The sequence below is a fragment of the Mesorhizobium sp. 131-3-5 genome (assembly GCF_016756575.1).
Classification (GTDB): Bacteria; Pseudomonadota; Alphaproteobacteria; order Rhizobiales; family Rhizobiaceae; genus Mesorhizobium; species Mesorhizobium jarvisii.
In genome coordinates, this window is record NZ_AP023254.1 from 2,594,127 (window position 1) to 2,615,122 (window position 20,996).

Consider the following 20,996-nt stretch of genomic DNA (forward strand, 5'->3'; position numbering starts at 1 on the left):
TTTCAGCCGGCGGTGCAGATATAGTCCTCGCGGCAGGGATGCGCCTTGTCGCAGGCGCGCAGGCCGGCGGTCTTGGTGAATTCCCTGGTGCAGAATTTGTGGTCCTTGCCCGAGGCGATGCAGTCGTTGAAGCCGGTCTTGGCGAGACGGCCGCAGGTCGCCTCTTCGGGAAGCTTGTCGCAGCTCGCCTTGCGCAGCATGCCGCCGGGAAAGCCGCCGGTCTTCTGATCAGGATTGTCGTAGCGCTGGCGCGCCGCGCCATAGCCGGCGAGTTTGACCAGTGGTTTCTTGTCCCGCGCGGGATCGATGGCGCAGGCCTTGGCGGTGGCCGGCGAGAGGCGGCAATACTTGTCGTTGCCCCATGACGACATTTTGATCTCGCCGAATTCGACGGGATCGCCGACCGCGGTGCCCTTCTCGCTGACGCAGGTGCCGAAGCCCGGATGGATGGCGCTTTCGTGGACGCCGGCGCAACGCAGGCCGGCACCGCAGGTCCAGTCCTTGAAGCTTGCGTCGTCACCGCGATAGCAGATCGAGCCCCAGCCATTGTAGAGATCCGTGCCGTTCAGCGCTTCAGCATATTTCTGGTCCGGGCGGGCGGCGAAACCTCTGGTGAAATCGGGATGGCCGCCGGCGGCGAATTGTTCGACGATGGCGCGGCGGCGCGGCAGGTCAGCGAAGAACACAGCGGAGCCCGGCACGAAGACGGCGTTGCGGCGCGGTTCGCTGGCCGGGTCGGCGCCGGTGTAGTGGAAGCCGGCAATGCCATGCGTCTGATGGCAGCCGGTGCAGCTCATTTCGTTCAGCCGCAAATTGAAGCCAGCGACCGACTTGATGGTGGCCAGGGTATTGCCTTTGGCGACATAGTCCTTCAGCGCCTTGTCGATGTCGGCGTCGTCGAGCAGCCCATAGGCGATGTTGTTCTGCGAGCGGCTCAGGCCGCCGGGCGCGACGGAAACGGCGTTCTTGGCCAGGAATTTTTCGTCAATGACGAGCCGGCCATGGTCGAGATCGTAGATGTTGCGGTCGGTGAGCAGCCATTTGGCGAAGGACTTGCCGTCGGCCAGCACCGTGGCGCGGTCGATCTGGTTCTCCATCTTCGCTTCGTAAAAGCTCGAGGTCGCCGGATCCCATTTGAAGATCTTCAGGAGATATTCGGCATGGCCGCCGAAATCGCGCCGTGTCGAAGCCGACAGCCGCAGCACCTGCATGTTGAGTTCGAGCCGCATGATCTGCGAGGAATTGAGCATGGCGCCGGACAGCGGGCCTTCGTCGGAGCGCAGCCAGGCGGCCAGTTGCTCGGGCGGCAGGTCCTTCTGCCCGGCGGCGAGCCAGCGTTGGGCGACGTCGGCGCAGGATACGTCGGTGGCACTTGGCAGATCCTTCGAGGCACGCGCCTGCACACGCTTCGGCTTGGCGTTGAAGACCAGGCTCATGGTCAGAGGCAGGCGCGAGGAGATGCGCTGCGCCACCTTGCCCTTGGCCGGCTTTTCGGTGACCGAATAGTGGAAGCGGTAGATCAGCCTGATCTCGCCGCATTCGGTGTGGCCGAGATAGCCGCGATCCATGCGGTTGACAACGCCGGTCAGGTCCAGCGTCGAGCCGTCATCGTCGATGTATTTCGGGTTGAATTTCTGGCTGGTGTCGTTCGACTTCGCCATATCAGCGACATAGGGGTCGGGACTGGTCTTCGGCTCGTCCAATATCTCCTGCTTGACCGTGTCGCGCACCGTGGCCAGCGCCGGCACGGAAAACAGGCCGCGATTGTCGACGTCGCGGGTGAGGCCGAGCGCGGGGCCGAGCAGGCGGCTGATCGACAGCCCGCCGCGCTCCAGCGCCTGCAAGGTGGCCGGATCGGTGACGGCGACGCTGGAATCAAGCGTCACGGCGCCGGCCGGCCCGAGGCCAAGGCAAAGCAGCGATGCAAGCAGCGACAGGAATTGGCCGATCGTCCTCAAGTCTCGCTCATCCCCCCATGTGGACGATGCTACAGACCTTAAGCGCGCGGGGCCAGAGCGATGTCCATGTGGTACCGGCATCGAAAAACACTGTGACTTGGCGCAACCATTGGGATAATTGTTTGTTGGGTTGAGCCGGCCTTGCCGGAGCAACGAGGAAGTTCATCACGGGGAGTTGCCATGCTCTGGAGAGGCCGTCGTCAGAGTGACAATATCGAGGACGACCGCAGCGACAGCGGCGGTGGTGGGATCGGCGGCGGCGGCGGGTTCCAAATTCCTATCGGCGGCCGGACCGGTGGCGGCGGCAGCATCCTCCTCGTCATCCTGGTGGTGATCGCGGGATGGTATTTCGGCTTCGATCCCTCGGCGATCCTGGGCGGTGGCGATGGCGGCCTACTGCCGGGTGGCGGTGGCCAGATATCGGACAATAGCGGCGGCCAGGGCGGCGGCACGGCACCCGCCAATGACGAGATGAAGCAATTCGTCGCGACCGTACTGGCCGAAACCGAAGACACCTGGACTGGTATCTTCAAGTCGCAAGGCCTGACCTATGAGGACCCCAAGCTGGTGCTGTTTTCCGGCCAGGTTCGCTCGGCTTGCGGCTTTGCCTCTGCGGCGGCCGGGCCGTTCTATTGTCCGGGCGACCACAAGGTCTATCTCGACATGACCTTCTTCCAGCAACTCGACCAGCAATTTGGTGCCTCGGGCGAGTTCGCGCGGGCCTATGTCGTCGCGCATGAGGTCGGTCACCACGTGCAGAACCTCACCGGCATCATGTCCAAGTTCAACCAGATGCGGCAAGGCATGAGCGAGGCCGATGCCAACCAGCTTTCGGTGCGCATCGAACTGCAGGCCGACTGCTTCGCCGGCGTGTGGGCACATTACACGGCGCAGAAGGGCATATTGGAGCAGGGCGACATCGAAAGCGCGCTCAACGCCGCCAAGCAGATCGGCGACGACACGCTGCAGAAGAGGACGCAGGGCTATGTCGTGCCGGAAAGCTTCAACCACGGCACTTCGCAACAGCGGCAGACCTGGCTGGCGCGCGGCTACAAGAGCGGCAAGCTTTCGGACTGCAACACGCTGAGCGGCCCGATCTAAGCACTCGCCTCACGGGGCTGGCCTAACGACGAAGTCGTCGTCAGGGAGAGTCAGGATCAACGATTCCTGGCTGTTCTCGCATTGTTCCTTTTTGCGCGCTCGCCTATAAGGTTCGTCCGCCTGCGCCCCGGGCGACCAGAGGAGCCTGACCCATCATGATCGACCCCAAAACCGCCAGGCGGGGCCTCGCGCTGGTTTTCACCACGCTGCTGCTGGATATTATCGGCTTCGGCATCATCATGCCGGTGCTGCCGGCCTATTTGCAGGAATTGTCCGGTGTCAGCATCAGCGGCGCGGCGATCGAAGGCGGCTGGCTGTTCTTTGTCTATGCGGCCATGCAGTTCTTCTTCGCGCCAATCATGGGCGGGTTGAGCGACCGGTTCGGGCGGCGGCCGATCCTGCTTGCCTCGGTGCTGACCTTCTCCATCGACAATCTGATCTGTGCCGTCGCCTGGTCCTATCCGATGCTTTTCATCGGCCGTGTGCTGGCCGGCATTTCGGGCGCCAGCTATTCGACGACGTCGGCCTTCATCGCCGACATCTCGAACGACGAGAACCGGGCGAAGAATTTCGGCCTGCTCGGCATCGCCTTTGGCGTCGGCTTCGTCATCGGCCCGGTGCTGGGCGGGCTGCTCGGCACGTTCGGGCCGCGCGTGCCGTTCTTTTTCGCCGCCGGGCTCGCCTTGGTGAACTTCCTGATCGCGATGGTCTTCCTGCCCGAAACGCTGGATGAAAAGCATCGCCGCCGCTTCGAGTGGAAACGCGCCAACCCGGTCGGCACGCTGCTGCAGATGCGCCAATACAAAGGCATCGGCTGGATCGGCCTGGTCTTCTTCCTGATGACGCTCGGGCACATGATGTATCCGGCGGTGTGGTCGTTCGTCTCCAGCTACCGCTACGGCTGGAGCGAGCAGCAGATCGGCTTTTCGCTCGGCGCCTTCGGCCTGTGCGGCGCGATCGTCATGGCTGTCGTGTTGCCGCGTGTGATCCCCTGGCTCGGCGAATGGAAGACGGCGGTCATCGGCCTGACGTTCACGGCGGTGAGCGCCTTCGGCTATGCCTTCGCTTCGCAGGGATGGATGATCTATGCGGTGATCGTCGTCGGCTGCCTGGAAGCGCTGGCCGACCCGCCGCTGAGAAGCCTCGCCGCCGCCAAGGTTCCGCCTTCTGCACAAGGCGAGCTGCAGGGCGCGATGACCTCGCTCTTCTCGATCACCTCGATCATCACGCCGCTGCTCTACACGGCGATCTTCTCCTGGTTCACCGGGCCAAGCGCGCCCGTGACTTTCGGCGGCGCGCCCTATCTGGTCGGTGCGTGCTTCCTGGTGCTGGCGCTCATCGTCTTCGTCACCAAGGTGGCGAGGCCGGCGACGATGACAAACGCCACGACCGTCGTCGCGGAAGATGGAGCGCAGGCATGAGCCATGACGGCCGCATCGCGCTGACCAGGGACGGGGTATCGCTGTCGCGGCTGGTCTTCGGCGCCTGGCGCCTGCTCGACGGCGGTGTCCGCCCGGATGCCGATCAGGTCGCGCGGCTGATTGGCACCGCCGTCGATCTCGGGCTGACCAGTTTCGACCATGCCGACATCTATGGGAACTACGAAGTGGAGGCGGCGTTCGGCGCCGGGCTGTCGCGCTGGAAGGGCAAGCGCGATCAGATCGAGCTGATCTCGAAATGCGACATCATGCTGGCCTCGGCCAACCGGCCGCAGAACCGGCTGAAGCATTATGACACCAGCGCCGCCCACATAACCGCATCGGTCGACCGCTCGCTCGCCAATCTCGGCACCGACTATCTCGACCTGTTGCTGCTGCACCGGCCGGACCCGCTGATGGACGCCGACGAGACGGCGGCGGCACTGGCCGGGCTGGTCAAGGCAGGCAAGGCGAGGGCGGTCGGCGTTTCCAATTTCACGCCGTCGCAATTCGATCTCCTGGCCTCGCGGCTGCCGTTCGCGCTCGTCACCAACCAGATCGAGATGTCGGTGCTGAAGACGTCCGCACTGGCCGACGGCAGCCTCGACCACGCGCAGCGCCTGGCCTACGCGCCGATGATCTGGTCGCCGCTCGGCGGCGGCTCGCTGTTCACCGGCAAGGAAGGCCGGGAGGCAAGGGTGCGGGCGGCGCTCGCGGCGGTCGCCGCCGAGGTCGGCGCCGGCGATCTAGCCGCCGTCGCCATCGCCTGGCTGCTGCGGCATCCGGCCCGGCTGGTGCCGGTGCTGGGGTCGATGAAGCCGGAACGGCTGGCGGCCATGGTCAAGGCGCTGGAGATCAATCTCGACCGCCAGCAATGGTTCGCCATATTGGAGGCGAGCGAGGGGCGGCCGGTGGCTTAGGATCAGGCCCGTTCGGCCAGCAATTCCTCGCCGCGCTTTTGCCGGATCAGGTTGACGAAGCGGCGGAACAGATAGTGCGAGTCCTGCGGGCCGGGCGAGGCTTCCGGATGATGCTGGACCGAGAACACCGGACGGCCGGTGAGTGCGATGCCGCAGTTCGAGCCGTCGAACAGCGAGACGTGGGTTTCCTCGACGCCCTCGGGCAGCGAGTCCGCGTCGACGGCAAAACCGTGGTTCATCGAGACGATCTCGACCTTGCCGGTGGTGTGGTCCTTGACCGGATGGTTAGCGCCGTGATGGCCCTGGTGCATCTTGGCGGTCCTGCCGCCGAGCGCCAGCGCCAGCATCTGGTGGCCGAGGCAGATGCCGAACACCGGAATGTCGGTCTTCAGCAGATCCTGGATGACCGGCACGGCATAGTCGCCGGTGGCTTCCGGATCGCCGGGGCCGTTGGAGAGGAAGATGCCGTCCGGCTGCATCGCGAGGATTTCTTCCGAACCGGTGTTTGCCGGAACGACAGTCACCTTGGCGCCGAGGCCGGCAAGCAGGCGCAATATGTTGCGCTTGACGCCGTAGTCGATGGCCACGACGTGCAGCGATGGCTCGGCCTGTTCGCCAAAGCCTTCGTTCCACACCCAAGGCGTCTCGCGCCAGACCGAGGACTGGCCCGAGGTGACTTCCTTGGCGAGGTCGAGCCCGATCAGGCCCGACCATGCGGCGGCGCGTTGCTTCAGATCGTCGAGGTCGAACACGCCGTCCGGCGCATGCGCGATGACGGCATTGGGCATGCCCTTTTCGCGGATCAGCGCGGTCAGCGCGCGGGTGTCGATGCCCGAGAGCGCGACGATGCCGCGCTTCTTCAGCCACTGGTCGAGGTGGCCGGCGGCGCGGTAGTTGGACGGGTTGGTGACATCGGCCTTGAACACGGCCCCGACTGCGCCGGCGCGGGCGGCCGGATTGAGGTCCTCGATGTCCTCGCCATTGGTGCCGATATTGCCGATATGCGGGAAGGTGAAGGTGACGATCTGGCCGGCATAGGACGGATCGGTGAGGATTTCCTGGTAGCCGGTGAGCGCGGTGTTGAAGCAGACTTCGGCGACGGCGGAGCCGGTGGCGCCCAGGCCGCGGCCCTCGATGACGGTGCCGTCGGCCAGCACCAGAAGGGCGGTCGGCTTTTCGGTGGCCCAGGCGGGCGTCATCTCGGCCATGGCGGCACTCCTATCTGGCTGTGCGCTTCGATGACGGACCATCCGCGCAGCAAACGGCGTGGCAGCGATTTCTCGAGCCTCAGCACGTCAATTCATTGTCTTATGCAAGGCCGAGTACATAGGGGAAGGTGCCAGAACGGTCAATAATGCAGCCAAGGCCCCGCATCGATTTATTTCGTCGAACAATATCAGTGGTTTGTCGGTCAGTTCAAGATTTGCCTTGTGCTCCCGGCGAGGTTATGGTCCGCGCCGTTTGTAGGAGAAGAGCACGATGCGCGGAAAGATCGCCGAATCCCTGAAGAGCGCGATGAAGGCGCAGGACAAGCACCGGCTGCCGACATTGCGGCTGATCCAGGCCGCCATCCACGACCGCGACATCGCCAATCGCGGGTCGGGCAAGGATCCCGCCAGCGATGAGGAGATTCTGCAGATCCTGGCCAAGATGGTGAAGCAGCGCGAGGAATCGGCGAAGGCATTCGAGGACGGCAAGCGCCCGGAACTGGCCGCACAGGAGCGTGGCGAGATGGAGATCATCCGCGGCTTCCTGCCGACGCAGCTTGACGACGCAGCGATCACGGCGGCGGCGCGCGAGGCCATCGCGGCGACGGGTGCCGCCAGCCAGAAGGACATGGGCAAGGTGATCGCCGCGCTGAAACAGAAATATGCCGGCCAGATGGATTTCGGCAAGGCCAGCGGCATCGTCAAAGGGCTGCTGCAGTAGGGCGTCGCCGACACGATCCAGCCGTCGAACCATGTTCAAAGAGGTCGACATTGCCCGCCTGAACTGGGACGGTGTGCGCATCGCGCATCGCGCATTGCCGGCTGCCGCCTTCGCAGGCGCATGAACTCGTTCCGGCTTCGGAGCCGGGTGCGATAGCGACAGGCTACAACGGCCAGCGCCAGGCCGTGGTCCAATTGGCCAACGGCAGGACCGTCGCCCGCACCATACCGCGCGGCACGATCGGGCTGACGGGTGCAGAGCCCATCTACTGGCTGCGAACGCAGCGATCCGCGGAAATCCTGTAGATCAGCGCGTCGCCGGATTTGCGGCGCGAGATCGCGACGGCATTGGGTGTCGGCAACCATGCTGATCTGGCCGACATGCATGGCTGGGCGGACCGTCATGCATGGGCGATCCTCGACCGGTTTCGCGCCGCTGCACGAAATCGGCTGGCCTTGTCCGATGTCGTGCGCGATGGCCTTGTGCGGCAGCTTTATAACAGGGTCTACTGCGCGAAGTTTGGCGGTCGCGCCGACGGCTGGCGCGGATCGCCGCTGGACGGCCGCGGGCTCGGCCGCACGCTGGAATTCATCGAGGCGCATGTCGATGCGAGCTTGAGCATAGCAGCGCTCGCCGCCGTTGCCGCCTACAGCCCGTTTCACTTCGCGCGCTCGTTCAAGCTGACGACGGGATGGTCGCCGCACCAATATGTGATGGCCAGACGGCTCGAGCATGCACGGGCGCTGTTGTTGGAAGGGAACAGGTCGACGGTGGAGTCCATCGCCTACCGCTGCGGCTTCACCAATCTCAGCCATTTCCGAGGGCTGATGCGCTCGCGGTTGGGCGTCCTGCCCAGTGAGGTCGTGAGCTAGTTCAAAACAGCAAGATTCGACCTGTTCGCCGTCCGCCCGATCGCCCTACCGTGCCTTGCAATTCATTCTGGCAACGCGAACCGGGGTTGGCTCATGGCAACGACAAATGCTCCCCTTTCAGGCAAGGTGGCTGTTATCACCGGCAGCGCGCGCAATATGGGGCGCGCTTTCGCCGTCGCGCTGGCGCGGCTCGGTGCAGACATTTCAGTCCATCATCATGGGACCGCTTCAAAGAGCGATGCCGAGGAAACGGCACGGCTGGTGCGCGAACACGGCACGCGCACCATCATCGTCGACGGGGACCTGACCGACACCAAGGTCGTCAAGCACTTGTTCGAGGCGACCCTCGGCGCGTTTGGCCGCGTCGATATCGTCATCAACAATGCCGGGCTGGTGATCAAGAAGCCGTTCACCGACATCAGCGAGGCCGAATTCGACCGCTCCTTCGGCATCAACGCCAAGGCCGCCTTCTTCGTCATGCAGGAGGCAGCACGCTGCATCGCCGATAATGGCCGCATCATCAACATGGGCACGACCATCCTGGGCGCGACCATTCCCTTCTATTCGGTCTATGCCGGGGCGAAGGCCGCGCTCGAAGATTTCACCCGTGCGCTGGCCAGGGACATCGGCGGGCGGGGCGTCACCGTCAATGTGGTCGCGCCCGGGCCGATCAACGATCCCTTCTATCACGGTGCCGAAACGCCGGAGTCGGTTGCACGGGCAACGACCGCCAGCGTCGTCGGCCGGCTGGGGCATATCGAAGACATTGTTCCGGTGATCGAGTTCCTGGCTTTGCCGCAATCGCAATGGATCACAGCGCAGACCCTTTTCATCAATGGCGGTTACCTGGCCCGATAGGGTCAGCAGGCCGAAATGCGTACTGTCCGGCCGCGCCGGCGGCGATAGGGACTGTCCTTGCCATGACTTTGGCTCTCGCCGCCCCACACAAGGGTTGCGGGGCCAAATAGGTGTTCTCACACTACCTTGCATAAACAGGTAGCGTGCTATATACAGGTCGCGAATTCGAGGCCTGCCATGACCGACTCCATCCTCGTCCAGTTGCGAAAAGGCGCGCTTGATCTGTGCGTCCTGGCCGTGCTGTCGCGGGGTGAGAGCTATGGCTATGAAATCGCCAGCACGCTGGTTGCCGCGGTGAACATGGGGGAAGGCACGATCTATCCCCTGATGCGCCGGATGCAGAATGACGGGCTGGTCGCCACCCGCATCGTCGAGTCGAGCAGCGGGCCGCCGCGTAAATATTACCGGCTCACGCTACTCGGCCAGCAGGCTTTCGAAGCTCACCGCCGCGACTGGCGATCCTTCGCGGGGGCCGTCGACAAACTTCTCGAGGATTTGCCATGACCAGGGATGCCTTCTTGCGCACGCTGAGACAGGGACTCGCCGGCCTGCCGCCGCAGGAGATCGAGGATATCGTTGGGGACTATGCCGCCCATTTCGCCGATGCTTCGGGCCGCGGCGAAGCGGAGGTCGCGGCGGCCCTGGGTGATCCGACAAGGATCGCCCGCGAGCTGCGCGCCGAGGCCGGCCTGCGCCGTTTCGAAGCGCATTGGAGCGTGTCGAACATGCTGGCGGCGACAATCGCCCTGGCCGGCCTTGCCTTCGTCGACATCGTCTTCCTGTTGCCGTTGCTCATCACGGCGGTCGTGCTTGCGCTCGGGCCTGGTATCACGCTCGTTGCCATCGGCGTGCTCGGCATCAAGATCATTCTCACCACGCTGATGTTCGAGCCGGGCACTGCCTTCTCGCTCACACTGGGACGCCTCTTCATCGGCGCTGGACTGGTGAGCGGCTTCCTTGGCGGCGGCGCCTTGCTGCTGCTGGGCATGGGCGCGGGCATACGGGTTGTCGGGCGCTACGCCCGGCTGCATTCCCGCATTGTCCAGCCAGACCGCTCCGTTTGAGCGCCGCCAAGCGCTTGCAATTCGTCATCACGTTGAAGGAAACGGATCATGACTGGAAAACTGGCACTTGTCGCAACTGCCGGGTTGGTCGGCGCAGCCCTGTTCTTGGCCGTTGGCATCGGGCTTGCAGGACCGGATTGGGTCAACGCGGGAGGATCGTGGATCAGCGGCCAATCCACCTGCGGCGCGATCACGTCCGTCAGAAAGGAAGTTACGCTGCCGTTCAGCGCCAATGACAGCTTCACCATCGCTTTGCCGGCTTCGGTCCGCTACCAGCCGGGCGACAAGGCCGAAGCTGTCGTCAGCGGCGATTCCACGCTGATCGATCATGTGCGCATGGAGGGCAGCCAGCTCAGCCTGGATTGTGAGACGGGCTGGTTTTCGCCCCGGCTCGACGTCACCGTTTCGGGACCGGCGATTTCGGACTGGAGACTGGTCGGCAGTGGCGAGCTAACCCTGTCGCAGGTCAACCAGCCCGAGCTGCGGCTGAACATTCGCGGCAGCGGCAGCGTGGTTGCCAATGGCACCACCCAAGCGGTCGATCTTGAGATCTCCGGTTCAGGCTCGGGGCGGCTCAAGGACCTGATCGCCCAATCCGCGCAGGTCGAGATCCGCGGCAGCGGCGACGCGGAGGTTACCGCACAGGCGGATGCGGATGTCTCGATTTCCGGCAGCGGTGACGTCGATCTCTATGGGCACCCGACCATGCGGCGGTCGCAGTTCAGAGGCAGCGGCAGCATCACGCAGGTGCCGTAGCCGGCGGCCTGCAATCCTCGAAAGGCTGGATCGTGACAGGCTTTAGGGCTAGCCAGCCTGGCCCGGGGAGCGCTCGGCATCTCTTAGGGGATTTTCCGAGGCTCCAATACGCGGCGCAAGGCCGGCGCTTTCTGCTGGATGTGATCCCATAGCCGGTTGGCGACCGGCCCGTGCGGCCGGTCGCGGCGGCGCGCCACCACCAGTTCGTCGGTGCGGCCCGGCATATGGCGGCCGGCAATGGAGCGCAGGCGTCCGTCGTGTAATTCGTCCTCGATCAGGAAGCGGGGCAAGTGGCCCCAGCCAAGGCCCTGCAGGATAATCTCCTTCTTCATGCCCTGGTCAGGCACCAGGCATTGCGGCGCGCCTTCGACCATGAAGTAGTCCTGCCGTGGCGAATGGCGGGCGGTGTCGCGCATGACGCATTGGGTGAGCGCCCGCATCTGGTCCAGTGTGATCGGCTGCGTGAGGCGCTCGGGCAGGAAGCCCGGCGCCACCACCGGAATGAACGGCACCTTACACAGATCGATCCATTCCACCCGCGCGTCGCCCTTGTCGATCCAGTGCAGGATCAGATCGGCCTCGTCATCGAAAAGCCGCTCCCAAGGGCCGCCGACGGCTTCGAAATGCAGATGCAGCCGCGTGCCCGGGCATTGGGCGAAGAACCGTCCGAGCATGCCCAGCACCTGCGGCCGCGGGCAGAGGTCGCCGATCACGACATGGATCTCGCTTTCCTCGCCCATCGAGAGCTGGGCGGCATGGACGCGCAGGCCTTCCAGTTCGCGCAGCAGCGATTGCGCCCGGCGGTGGAACGACAGTCCCGCCTCGGTCGGGCGCACGCGATAGCCGGTGCGATCGAGCAGAACGAGGTCGAGCTGTCGTTCGAGCTTGGCGACGGCGGCGAACACCGCCGGGTGCGAGCGATGCAGCAGTGCCGCCGCAGGCTGAAAGCCGCCGGTGCGGATCACCGCATCGAAGCACTGCAAATCGTGCAAGGTGAATTCGGCCATGTCGGATTCAACTACAGAGTTTGTCCCATCTTTGTAATATCAACAAAAGCCCGCCACGACTACGTTCCGCCTCATTCAACCTTCCAGAAGGACTCTTCATCATGAGTGAGCTGAATTTCGTGACTGTCGGCGACGGCACGCGCATCGCCTATCGCTTCGATGGCGATGCCGCAAAGCCGGTGCTGGTGCTGTCAAACTCCATCGGCACCACGCTGCACATGTGGGACGGGCAGGCCGGCGAGCTTTCAAAACATTTCCGTCTTCTGCGCTACGACTTTCGCGGCCATGGCGGGTCAAGCGCCCCGGTTGGTGCCTATTCGCTCGACCGGCTTGGCCGCGACGTGATCGAACTGCTCGACGCGCTCGGTCTTGGGCGGGTGCATTTCCTCGGACTGTCGCTCGGCGGCTTCGTCGGGCAGTGGCTTGGCATCCATGCGCCGGAGCGGATCGACAGGCTGATCCTGAGCAACACCTCGCCGCATCTGGCGCCGGCAAGCTATTTCGACGAGCGGATTGCCGTTGTCCGACAGGCGCCCGACATGGCTGAAACCGCCGAAATGTTCCTCGACAACTGGTTCCCCGCGCGGATGGTGGCGGCCAACGAACCGGTCATCGAGGAATTTCGCACGATGCTGCTCGCTATCGACCGGCAAGGCCTGGCTGGCCTGTTCGCCGCCGTTCGCGATGCCGACCTTCGCCGCACGGTGGCGCTGATCAACCGGCCGACGCTGGTGATCGCCGGCGAGCATGACACGGTGACGGCCGCCAGCCACAGCGAACTGATCGCAGCGGCCGTGCCCGGCGCGAAGCTGATTGTGCTGCCGGCGGTCCACCTGTCGAATGTGGAGTATCCGGCGGAGTTCATGGAGGCCGTGCTCGGTTTTCTGCGCTGACCGAGAGTCTACTCCCGTGGGGTCTGCTGTGGAGCGGACCTCACGGCCCCTTGCACATCGGTACCGGCTGCGGTGGCGGTGCCGGGTGGTCCTGCTTGTATTGGGCGATGATCGGTTCGAGGGTTTTTCGCGGCCAGAATTTCGGCGTGCCGATTTCCTTCAGGCAGGATGCGTTCCAATAGGGTGCTTCGCCCGATGGCGAATGGCTTTTTGCCGCCTGCGCGACAGCCGCGATGTCACGCGATTCCGGATAGATGTAGAGCGTCGTCGGATTGTCCTTGACCATCGCGATGATCTGCTGCGCATCCGTTGGCGACCAGCTGGTGCAGCCATTGCTGCGGCCGCCGGCATAGTCCACCAGCTTGCCGAACGGCACCAGGCCGTCATGGTCGGCGTAGGAGCTGTCGGGGCTTTTGCGCATGCACATGCCGCGCAGCACCTGCGCCGCATGGCCGCCGATCACCCGCTGCCTGGCATTGGCGGCTTCGCCTTCGCCGTCGAACTGGATGAAGGTGCGCTGGAAAGCCACGTCCTGTTTCGCACCGGTGCGATAAAAACCCTTGAAGGATGTTTTCGCCTCGCTGGTCATGTAGGCGCCGCCGGCGGTCAGCTCGGAATCCATGGCGTTGCCGAAATTCTTGGAGCACCGCCTGCCGTTTGAAAAGTCGACCGTGCCTTTCAGATTCCGGCCGCCGCCGTGACCCGACGAGATGGCGTGAAACGACTGGCTGGCCTCGCAAATGACGTAGTACCGGCGTCCGAGCACGCCATTGCCCATGTCGCCGGGACGCGTCGCATCCATGGCGAAGTAACAGGGATTCCTGACCGCGCCTTGCGCCACCTTTTTCAGGTAGAGCGCGCGCGCCCGCTCCAGCACCACGGTCGAGATCTGGCCATCGCTGTCGCCGACATGGGCCTGCAGCCAGGCCGGGATGGCCGAGGGCGCGGCAATGGACCGGGCCGTCGCGGTCAGGGCAATGACGATGACGAGAAAGCTGAGGGTGACGACCACACCCAGAGGGAAAAATCTCAACCGCACCGGTTCAAGTCTCCTGCCGAGGCCATGCGAATCCCTGCGGTGTTATATCCGCAATCCATCATAAAATGTCTCGCGGCAATCGGCGAAACACATCTTGTTTAGCGCGCCGCAAGTCCGCACGAAGAACCGGGGCCGGCGCGCACCGCCCATAGGCCGGGATGCTGGTCCAAGGCTTGCGGCTCCACCGACATGCGCGATTTTCGATCCGCAAGGGTTGAGCTATGATGTGATTCTGGCGTGGCCCACGCCTCCTCCCTCCAATGGGAAGCATCTGTTCATGCGGGGCACTCTCATCACCGAACCGACTGTTCGAGCGCAAGGCATAAGGAGGGGTTGCGAAAACGGCTCGCACCGGGAGGTTTGCCATGAAACTATCCGCGCCCATCTACCATCTGAAACGTCAGGCCAGGCTGTTGTCGCGCCAGGCAGGGATTCCGCTCCACCAGGCGCTTGATCGCGTTGCCGCGCAGCAAGGTTTTACCAGCTGGAGCCTGTTGGCGGCCAAACTGTCCGAGGCAGCGCCCGCCGGCGGATTGTTCGAGCAACTGAGACCCGGCGACCTGGTCCTGGTCGGCGCGCGACCCGGCCACGGCAAAACGCTGATGAGCCTCGAACTCGCGGTCGAGGCGATGAAGTCAGGCCATCGCAGCGTGTTCTTCACGCTGGAATATACGCAACGCGATGTGCTGGACCGGTTTCGCGCCATCGGCGTCGAGCCGGCCCGGTTCGACCAGTTGTTCGAATTCGACACTTCCGATGCCATCAGCGCCGACTACATCGTCAGGATCTTGCGATCGGCGCCACGCGGCACGCTGGCGGTCATCGACTACCTGCAATTGCTCGACCAAAGACGTGAGAACCCCGGCCTGATGGAACAGGTGTGCACACTGAAGGCTTTCGCGCGCGACAGCGGCGTCATCCTGGTTTTCATCTCGCAGATCGACCGATCCTACAATCCCGAGACCAAGCCGGTTCCCGATATCGGCGACATCAGGTTGCCCAACCCGCTCGATCTGTCGCTGTTCGACAAGACCTGCTTCCTGAACAAGGGCGAGATCCGCTTTCAGGCGGCTTGAGCACAGCGCTGGCCACGGCTATGCCTGCCGCCAGGGAGTATGCACCATGATCGAGATCGTCAAACCCGCGCTTGAACATCTGCCGTCCTACAAGGCGGCGCTCGAGCGCGGCTGGTCGCCGGATAATGTCCGGCTCCAGGAGGCGGCGCGCGAGCAGTTGGCGGCGATAGAGCAGGATCCGGTCGCCTTTCTGGCCAGCCTCGACGATGCCGAGGCCAGGGGTGGCCCGATCACCTTGCCCGACGGCACGCAAGTGCCGCGCCTGCCGGGCTTCCGCCGCTGGATCTGGGATGGCGAGGCATCGGGCTCGATCGGCTTTCGCTGGCAGAAGGGCACGGCGGAACTGCCCTCGCATGTGCTTGGCCATATCGGCTATGCGGTGGTGCCGTGGAAGCGACGGCGCGGCTATGCCACCGAAGCCTTGCGGCAGATGCTGGACGAGGCGAGGTCGGTCGGCCTGCCCTATGTCGAGATCACCGCCAAGCCAGGCAATCCGGCGTCGCACAAGGTGATCCTGGCCAATGGCGGCAAGCTGGTCGAGCGCTTCTTCGAGGACGCCGCCTATGGCGGGGTGGAGAGTTTGCGGTTCCGGATCGAGCTGTAGGTCGCCTTCTGGGCGACATTAGCTAGCGTTGCTGATCGCGCAGCCAGTCGGCCAGCGATGCGCGATGCTTGCCGGCCCTGCCGGTGAAGGCCCCGGCGGACAGCATGGAGTTCAACACCGCCTCGTGCGTGGCTTCCGCCGCCGCGCGAAAAAGGATGTCGATGCGCGCCTCATTGAGCGCGAGCAGGGGCACCAGATCGCGGCTTTCATCGTGGTCGACCAGATTGCCAGTGCTGAAGGCGATGGCGATGTCACCACTGCCATGGCCCCAGAAGGAGCCGAGCCTGGCGATGCCGGCTCCGGCGCGGCGCGCCACTCTTTCAAGCTGGCGGTGTTCGAGCGGCACATCGGTTGCCAGCACGATCATGACCGAACCGCGCTCGACCCCGGCCGGTTGTCCGGGGTCCGGCCGGCGCCCATCGGGCAGAACGAGGTCTCCGGATCTGCCGAAATTCGACAGAACGAGAACACCGAGGTGATAGCCGCCGCCGAGCGCGATTCTTCTGGACGCCGAGCCGATGCCGCCCTTGAAGCCGAAGCAAGTCATTCCCGTTCCGGCGCCGACATTGCCTTGTTCGACTTCGCCCTCATGCGCGTCCGCCAGCGCGGCGAGGGCGTGTTCCTCTGATATCGCCAGAGCCTGGATGTCGTTCAGCGGACCGTCGTTGCATTCGCCGACCAGCGGATTGACGGTTCCGGTGGAGCGGCCGATATCCGGGTTCTGGCGGATGGCGTCGCGGATCAGCGCCGTGGCGCAGGTGCCGACCGAGAGCGTGTTGGTCAAGAGAACAGGCGTTTCGATGGTGCCAAGCTCCTGCACTTGCGTCAGGCCGATGGTCTTGCCGAAGCCGTTGATGACATGGCTTGCCGCCGTCACCTTCTTGCGAAACAGATTTCCGCCATGCGGCAGGATCGCGGTCACGCCGGTGTTGGTGTCGCCGTTGCGCAGCGTGCAATGGCCGACGCGTATACCGGGCACATCGGTGATCGCATTGCGCGCGCCCCCCGGCAAGATGCCGCAGCTCAGGCCGAAATCGCTGACAGTGCTCGCCATGTCTGCTCCTGGTCTCACGAGCGCACGCGCCCAAGCCGAGGTCCGCGCCGGACCGGATTTCGCTATCAGACGTGCTCGTCCGCACACAGCGCATGGTCGGACAGCGCGCGAATGACGTAGCAGTCGCCGACCGTCTTGCCGTCGCAGCAGGAGGCGATGCGCTCCAGCTCGGTTTCCAGCCGCTTCAGTTGGGCGATCTTTTCGCGCACCGAAATCAGCTGTTCCTGCGCGATCTTGTCGGCATGGCCGCAGGGCTGCTCGGGATGACCGCTGAGATCGATCAGGGCGCGGATGTCTTCGACGGCGAAGCCGAGGTCGCGGGCGTGGCGGATGAAGGCCAGCCGTTCCAGCTCGTGCCGGGAGTAGCGGCGCTGGTTGCCTTCCGAGCGCTCGGCCGCCGCGACCAGGCCCATCTGCTCGTAATAGCGGATGGTCGGCACCTTGACCCCGGTGCGGCGGGAGAGATCACCGATCGAAAACATGCATTTTGCCTCTTGAAGCTCTAGTGACTAGAGCAATTACAGTGCCTGGCATCAGGGTTCAAGACCCGTGCGGCGGCACGCCGCGTGGGTGAGAAAGCAGACGGGTGATGGCATGACTTCTCCTCTAACGCAGACACGGTTCAAGATCGGCGGCATGGATTGCGCGTCGTGCGCGGCCAAGATCGACACGGCGGTGCGCCGTCTCGACGGTGTCGCGGATGTCTCGGTTTCGGTGACCGGCGCCAGCATGACGGTCAGCCATGGCGGGCCGCTCAACGACGACAAGGTGCTGCGGCAGGTGGCGCGGCTGGGCTACGGCATCGTCAAGGCGGAGGCCAGGACCGATGGGCCGGAGACCAGGGCGCATGATCATGCCGCTCATGATCACGAAGGCCATGACCATGGCGGCGGCCAACAAATCACCAAAGAGGCCGCCGGGTCGTCCCATCTGCACAGCCACCCCGCACGGCAGGCGTGGTGGCGTACCCGCCGTGCGGCGCTGACGCTGGCTTGTGCCGCAGCGGTGCTCGCCGCCTATGGCATAGGCCATCTGTTTCCTTCGGCCGAGCGCTGGGCTTTCCTGGCGGCGTTGCTGGTCGGTCTCGTGCCGATCGCGCGGCGCGCGCTGATGGCTGCCTTGGCCGGAACGCCGTTCTCGATCGAGATGCTGATGACCATTGCCGCTGCTGGTGCGGTGATGATCAATGCAACGGAAGAAGCCGCCGCCGTGGTGGTGCTGTTCCTGATCGGCGAGCTTCTGGAAGGGGTCGCCGCCGGCCGGGCGCGGGCCAGCATACAGGGCCTGGCCGATCTGGTGCCGAAGACGGCGCTGGTCGAGCGGGGAGGCGGCACGGTCGAAGTTCCCGCCGAACAGCTCGCCGTGGGCCACGTCATCGTGGTGCGGCCGGGCGACCGCATCCCGGCCGATGGCGAGATTGTGGAAGGCTCGAGCGACATTGACGAGGCGCCGGTGACCGGCGAAAGCACGCCGAAGCGCAAGGGTGTCGCGGAACCCGTCTTCGCCGGCACGATCAACAGCGATGGCGTGCTGAAAGTGCGCGTGACAGCGGCGGCTTCCGACAACACCATCGCCCGCGTCGTGCGCCTGGTCGAGGAGGCGCAGGAGGCCAAGGCGCCGACCGAGCGCTTCATCGATCGCTTCTCGCGATACTATACCCCGGGCGTGCTGGCGGTCGGCGCGTTGGTAGCCGTGCTGCCGCCGCTCATCGCCGGCGGCGACTGGAGCGAATGGATCTACAAGGGCCTGGCGATCCTCTTAATCGGCTGCCCCTGCGCGCTGGTCATCTCGACGCCCGCCGCGATCGCCGCCGGTCTGGCGACCGGGGCGCGGCGCGGCCTGCTGATGAAGGGCGGCGCGGTGCTGGAAGGCTTTCGCCGGATCACGGCGGTGGCCTTCGACAAGACCGGCACGCTGACCGCGGGCAAGCCTGCCATTACCGACATCGTTGCCTATGGCCGCGATGAGCGCAGCGTGCTGGCGCTGGCGGCAGCGCTCGAACAAGGCTCCAGCCATCCGCTGGCGGTGGCGATCCTGGACAGGGCCAGCGCCGCCAAGGCGCCGGTGCCGATGCCGCCGGCGCTGGCCGCCAGAGCGATCTCGGGCAAGGGGGTTGAGGGCAGTGTCGGCGGCGTGACTGTCTTCCTCGGATCCGGCCCGGCGGCGGACGAACGCGCAGATATTACGGAAGCACAGCGCCTTGCCATCGACAGCCTCAACGGCCAGGGCAAGACCGTGTCGGTGCTGGTCGCCGATGGCGTGGTGGCCGGGCTGATCGCCGTGCGTGACGAGCCACGGCCGGATGCGGCGGCTGGCATTGCGGCGCTCAAGGCGGAGGGCATCCGCGCGGTGATGCTGACCGGCGACAATCGCCGCACGGCGCAAGCCATCGCCGCTTCGCTCGGCATCGAGGCGCGGACGGAACTGCTGCCGCAGGACAAGCAGCGCATCGTCGGCGAATTGCAGCGCGAGGGGCTGAAGGTGGCCAAGGTCGGTGATGGCATCAACGACGCGCCGGCGCTCGCCGCAGCCGACATCGGCATCGCCATGGGCGGCGGCACCGACGTGGCGCTGGAGACGGCGGACGCGGCGATCCTGCATGGCCGCGTCATGGACGTTGCCCGCATGGTGCGGCTGTCGCGGGCGGTGATGGCCAATATCGGCCAGAACATCACCGTGGCGCTGGGACTGAAGGCGGTGTTCCTGGTCACCACCATTTCAGGCATTACCGGCCTGTGGCCGGCGATCCTGGCCGACACCGGCGCCACCGTGCTGGTCACCGCCAACGCCATGCGCCTGTTGCGCTGGCGCGGGTGAGGCTACTCCGCCGGTGCCGTCAGCGGCGGCGTGGCGTTGCTGCGCGCTTCCCAGACCTGGGAGATGGCAGCCACCACCACGGCGACCAGCATGGCGAAAGCGCCCACCACGGGCAAGCTGCGGTAGCCGTAGCCGGCATTGAGCATGGCGGCGCCCAGCGACGCGGCCAGCGCGATGCCGACATTGAAGCCGGACGGGATCAGTGATGAGGCAAGATTGGACGCGTCGGCCGTCCAGGCCAGGATGCGGGTCTGGATCGGCGTGCCGATGGCGAAGTTGAGGCCGCCCCAGATGACGATCGCCACGATCATCGGCACGGGGTAGGGGCTGACGGCATAGATGACCGCCAGCGTCACCGCTTGCAGGGCCAGCATGGTGATGAGCGACGGCATCAGCTTCCAGTCCGACAGCTTGCCGCCGAGGAAGACGCCAAGCGTCGCGCCGACGCCGTTGAGCAGCAGCACCCAGGGCACCAAGTCTTCGTCGAGCCCGGTGACCTCAAGCAAGGTCGGCGTGATGTAGGTGAACAGGCAGAACTGGCCGAGCATCAGCATGAGCATCAGGATCAGCGAGGTCCAGACCTGCTGGCGCGCCAGCACGCGGACCTCACGCGCCAGGCCGGCGGGCTTGGCCTGATACCCGGCGGTGCGCGGCAGAAGGGCAGTCATCGCGAGCGTTGCCGCCACGCCGAGCGCACACATCACCCAGAAGGTGGCGCGCCAGCCCCAGATGTTGCCGATGGCGGTGCCCGCCGGCACGCCGATGACGTTGGAGACGGTGAGGCCGGACAGGATGACCGCGACCGCCATGCCGCGTTTGTCCTCGGGAACCAGGCCGACGGCGACCACCATGGCGACGCCGAAATAGGCGCCGTGCGCGACTGCCACGGCGATGCGCAGCAGCAGCATCGAGGTAAAGTCGGGCGCCAGCGCGCAGGCCGCCTGGCCGATGGTGAAGACGATGGCGAGGCCGAGCAGCAAGGTCTTGCGCGGCAGGGATTTGGTGGCGAGCGCCAGCAGCGGGCCGCCAATGGCGATGCCGCAGGCATAGCCGGAGACGAGATAGCCGGCGGATGGAACCGAAACGCCGAGCCCTTCCGCCACTTGCGGCAGCACGCCGGCAATGACGAATTCGGTGGTGCCGAAAGCGAAAGCGGCGATGAACAGGGCAATGAGCGGAAGCGACATGGGAAAGCCTTGGCTGGAACGGCGTCAAACCACGGATGGGCGGCGCGGGCAATCCAGAAATTTTTGTCGCGACTTTAGGTTTTCTTGACCGAATTCCCTCGCGTCAGCCGCTGGCTTGGCAATCGGCAGTGCATGCCGGCAGTGGGCAAGCTGCTAGACCGGGGTCCTGCGCCCGTAAGGGATCTTCAGCCATGCGCGCTCATGAAAATAGTAGAGCAGCGACTTGGTGAAGACCTCCGTCACGCCGATGGCGGCCGCCAGCTTGATGCTGCCAGTCACCACAAGCGAGATGATCATCGTGTCGATGGTGCCGGTTATGCGCCAGGAAAGCGCCTTGGCGAAACTGCGCGAATGGGTGTCCATCGATTTCCTCCCGGGGGCATCAGATGCTTAGCCGACGGGCGGGAGGGTGAGCAAAGACTAATTTTGCCGTCCGAGCCGGA

Annotated in this window: 22 protein-coding genes; 14 read left to right on the forward strand and 8 right to left on the reverse strand. The window is 64.9% G+C overall.

Annotation, left to right across the window (positions count from 1 at the left end; all coding sequences use genetic code 11):
• Window positions 1-2 precede the first annotated feature (2 nt).
• Entirely contained in the window at window positions 3-1,958 is a 1,956-nt protein-coding gene (locus tag JG747_RS12605) for a hypothetical protein (RefSeq protein WP_244748377.1), read from the reverse strand.
• A 180-nt stretch (window positions 1,959-2,138) separates the two neighbouring features.
• On the opposite strand from JG747_RS12605, the gene ypfJ reads away from it, so the two are divergent.
• From ypfJ to JG747_RS12620, 3 genes are all read left to right on the forward strand, one after another.
• Window positions 2,139-3,059 carry a KPN_02809 family neutral zinc metallopeptidase gene (gene ypfJ, locus JG747_RS12610; RefSeq protein ID WP_069092933.1) on the forward strand — a complete coding sequence of 307 codons (921 nt, stop codon included), beginning with the start codon at window positions 2,139-2,141 and terminating at the stop codon, window positions 3,057-3,059.
• A gap of 155 nt (window positions 3,060-3,214) precedes the next feature.
• Window positions 3,215-4,480, forward strand: coding sequence for a TCR/Tet family MFS transporter (locus tag JG747_RS12615; RefSeq protein ID WP_202361879.1), 1,266 nt, complete (start codon window positions 3,215-3,217; stop codon window positions 4,478-4,480).
• A complete protein-coding gene (locus tag JG747_RS12620) occupies window positions 4,477-5,397 on the forward strand; it encodes an aldo/keto reductase (RefSeq protein ID WP_202361880.1) in 921 nt (306 codons plus the stop codon). Before JG747_RS12615 ends, JG747_RS12620 begins: the two co-directional genes overlap by 4 nt.
• 2 nt (window positions 5,398-5,399) lie before the next feature.
• Here JG747_RS12620 and carA read toward each other — a convergent pair whose 3' ends face one another.
• A complete protein-coding gene (gene carA, locus JG747_RS12625; protein WP_019860501.1) occupies window positions 5,400-6,605 on the reverse strand; it encodes a glutamine-hydrolyzing carbamoyl-phosphate synthase small subunit in 1,206 nt (401 codons plus the stop codon).
• Window positions 6,606-6,876: 271 nt separating this feature from the next.
• On the opposite strand from carA, the gene JG747_RS12630 reads away from it, so the two are divergent.
• From JG747_RS12630 to JG747_RS12660, 7 genes are all read left to right on the forward strand, one after another.
• Window positions 6,877-7,326 carry a GatB/YqeY domain-containing protein gene (locus JG747_RS12630; protein WP_019860500.1) on the forward strand — a complete coding sequence of 150 codons (450 nt, stop codon included), beginning with the start codon at window positions 6,877-6,879 and terminating at the stop codon, window positions 7,324-7,326.
• Between the two features lie 71 nt (window positions 7,327-7,397).
• Window positions 7,398-7,631 carry a hypothetical protein gene (locus JG747_RS12635; protein WP_202361881.1) on the forward strand — a complete coding sequence of 78 codons (234 nt, stop codon included), beginning with the start codon at window positions 7,398-7,400 and terminating at the stop codon, window positions 7,629-7,631.
• An 18-nt stretch (window positions 7,632-7,649) separates the two neighbouring features.
• On the forward strand, window positions 7,650-8,198 hold the full coding sequence (locus JG747_RS12640; RefSeq protein ID WP_202361882.1) for a helix-turn-helix transcriptional regulator: 549 nt from the start codon (window positions 7,650-7,652) through the stop codon (window positions 8,196-8,198).
• Between the two features lie 93 nt (window positions 8,199-8,291).
• Entirely contained in the window at window positions 8,292-9,056 is a 765-nt protein-coding gene (locus JG747_RS12645) for an SDR family oxidoreductase (RefSeq protein WP_202361883.1), read from the forward strand.
• 177 nt (window positions 9,057-9,233) lie between these two features.
• Window positions 9,234-9,560 (forward strand): PadR family transcriptional regulator, encoded by a 327-nt coding sequence (locus JG747_RS12650; RefSeq protein ID WP_027047270.1) that lies wholly within the window; start codon window positions 9,234-9,236, stop codon window positions 9,558-9,560.
• On the forward strand, window positions 9,557-10,120 hold the full coding sequence (locus JG747_RS12655; RefSeq protein ID WP_202361884.1) for a DUF1700 domain-containing protein: 564 nt from the start codon (window positions 9,557-9,559) through the stop codon (window positions 10,118-10,120). The genes JG747_RS12650 and JG747_RS12655 overlap by 4 nt, the downstream gene beginning before the upstream one ends.
• A gap of 48 nt (window positions 10,121-10,168) precedes the next feature.
• Window positions 10,169-10,876: a GIN domain-containing protein gene (locus tag JG747_RS12660; protein ID WP_202361885.1), complete on the forward strand. Its 708-nt coding sequence runs from the start codon at window positions 10,169-10,171 to the stop codon at window positions 10,874-10,876.
• 83 nt (window positions 10,877-10,959) lie between these two features.
• Here the strand turns inward: JG747_RS12660 and JG747_RS12665 are convergent, their stop codons facing one another.
• Window positions 10,960-11,883: a LysR family transcriptional regulator gene (locus tag JG747_RS12665; protein ID WP_202361886.1), complete on the reverse strand. Its 924-nt coding sequence runs from the start codon at window positions 11,881-11,883 to the stop codon at window positions 10,960-10,962.
• Window positions 11,884-11,984: 101 nt separating this feature from the next.
• Here JG747_RS12665 and JG747_RS12670 point away from each other — a divergent pair, with 101 nt between their 5' ends.
• Window positions 11,985-12,776: an alpha/beta fold hydrolase gene (locus JG747_RS12670; protein WP_202361887.1), complete on the forward strand. Its 792-nt coding sequence runs from the start codon at window positions 11,985-11,987 to the stop codon at window positions 12,774-12,776.
• A gap of 40 nt (window positions 12,777-12,816) precedes the next feature.
• Here the strand turns inward: JG747_RS12670 and JG747_RS12675 are convergent, their stop codons facing one another.
• Window positions 12,817-13,815: a hypothetical protein gene (locus JG747_RS12675; protein ID WP_019860494.1), complete on the reverse strand. Its 999-nt coding sequence runs from the start codon at window positions 13,813-13,815 to the stop codon at window positions 12,817-12,819.
• A 365-nt stretch (window positions 13,816-14,180) separates the two neighbouring features.
• On the opposite strand from JG747_RS12675, the gene JG747_RS12680 reads away from it, so the two are divergent.
• Together JG747_RS12680 and JG747_RS12685 are read left to right on the forward strand one after the other, a co-directional pair.
• A complete protein-coding gene (locus JG747_RS12680) occupies window positions 14,181-14,891 on the forward strand; it encodes a DNA helicase (RefSeq protein ID WP_202361888.1) in 711 nt (236 codons plus the stop codon).
• A gap of 46 nt (window positions 14,892-14,937) precedes the next feature.
• The gene (locus JG747_RS12685) at window positions 14,938-15,495 is read left to right on the forward strand and encodes a GNAT family N-acetyltransferase (protein WP_202361889.1); all 558 of its coding nucleotides are present in this window, start codon (window positions 14,938-14,940) and stop codon (window positions 15,493-15,495) included.
• A gap of 22 nt (window positions 15,496-15,517) precedes the next feature.
• On the opposite strand, the gene JG747_RS12690 is transcribed toward JG747_RS12685, so the two are convergent.
• A complete protein-coding gene (locus JG747_RS12690) occupies window positions 15,518-16,549 on the reverse strand; it encodes a DmpA family aminopeptidase (protein WP_202361890.1) in 1,032 nt (343 codons plus the stop codon).
• A 65-nt stretch (window positions 16,550-16,614) separates the two neighbouring features.
• Window positions 16,615-17,031 carry a MerR family transcriptional regulator gene (locus JG747_RS12695; protein WP_069092920.1) on the reverse strand — a complete coding sequence of 139 codons (417 nt, stop codon included), beginning with the start codon at window positions 17,029-17,031 and terminating at the stop codon, window positions 16,615-16,617.
• A gap of 112 nt (window positions 17,032-17,143) precedes the next feature.
• Between JG747_RS12695 and JG747_RS12700 the strand changes: the two genes are divergently transcribed.
• A complete protein-coding gene (locus JG747_RS12700) occupies window positions 17,144-19,366 on the forward strand; it encodes a heavy metal translocating P-type ATPase (protein ID WP_202361891.1) in 2,223 nt (740 codons plus the stop codon).
• 2 nt (window positions 19,367-19,368) lie between these two features.
• On the opposite strand, the gene JG747_RS12705 is transcribed toward JG747_RS12700, so the two are convergent.
• Both JG747_RS12705 and JG747_RS12710 read right to left on the reverse strand, forming a co-directional pair.
• Complete coding sequence (locus tag JG747_RS12705; protein WP_019860488.1) at window positions 19,369-20,553, reverse strand: MFS transporter; 1,185 nt, start codon at window positions 20,551-20,553, stop codon at window positions 19,369-19,371.
• Between the two features lie 153 nt (window positions 20,554-20,706).
• Window positions 20,707-20,916 (reverse strand): DUF2061 domain-containing protein, encoded by a 210-nt coding sequence (locus JG747_RS12710; protein ID WP_019860487.1) that lies wholly within the window; start codon window positions 20,914-20,916, stop codon window positions 20,707-20,709.
• Window positions 20,917-20,996 lie beyond the last annotated feature (80 nt).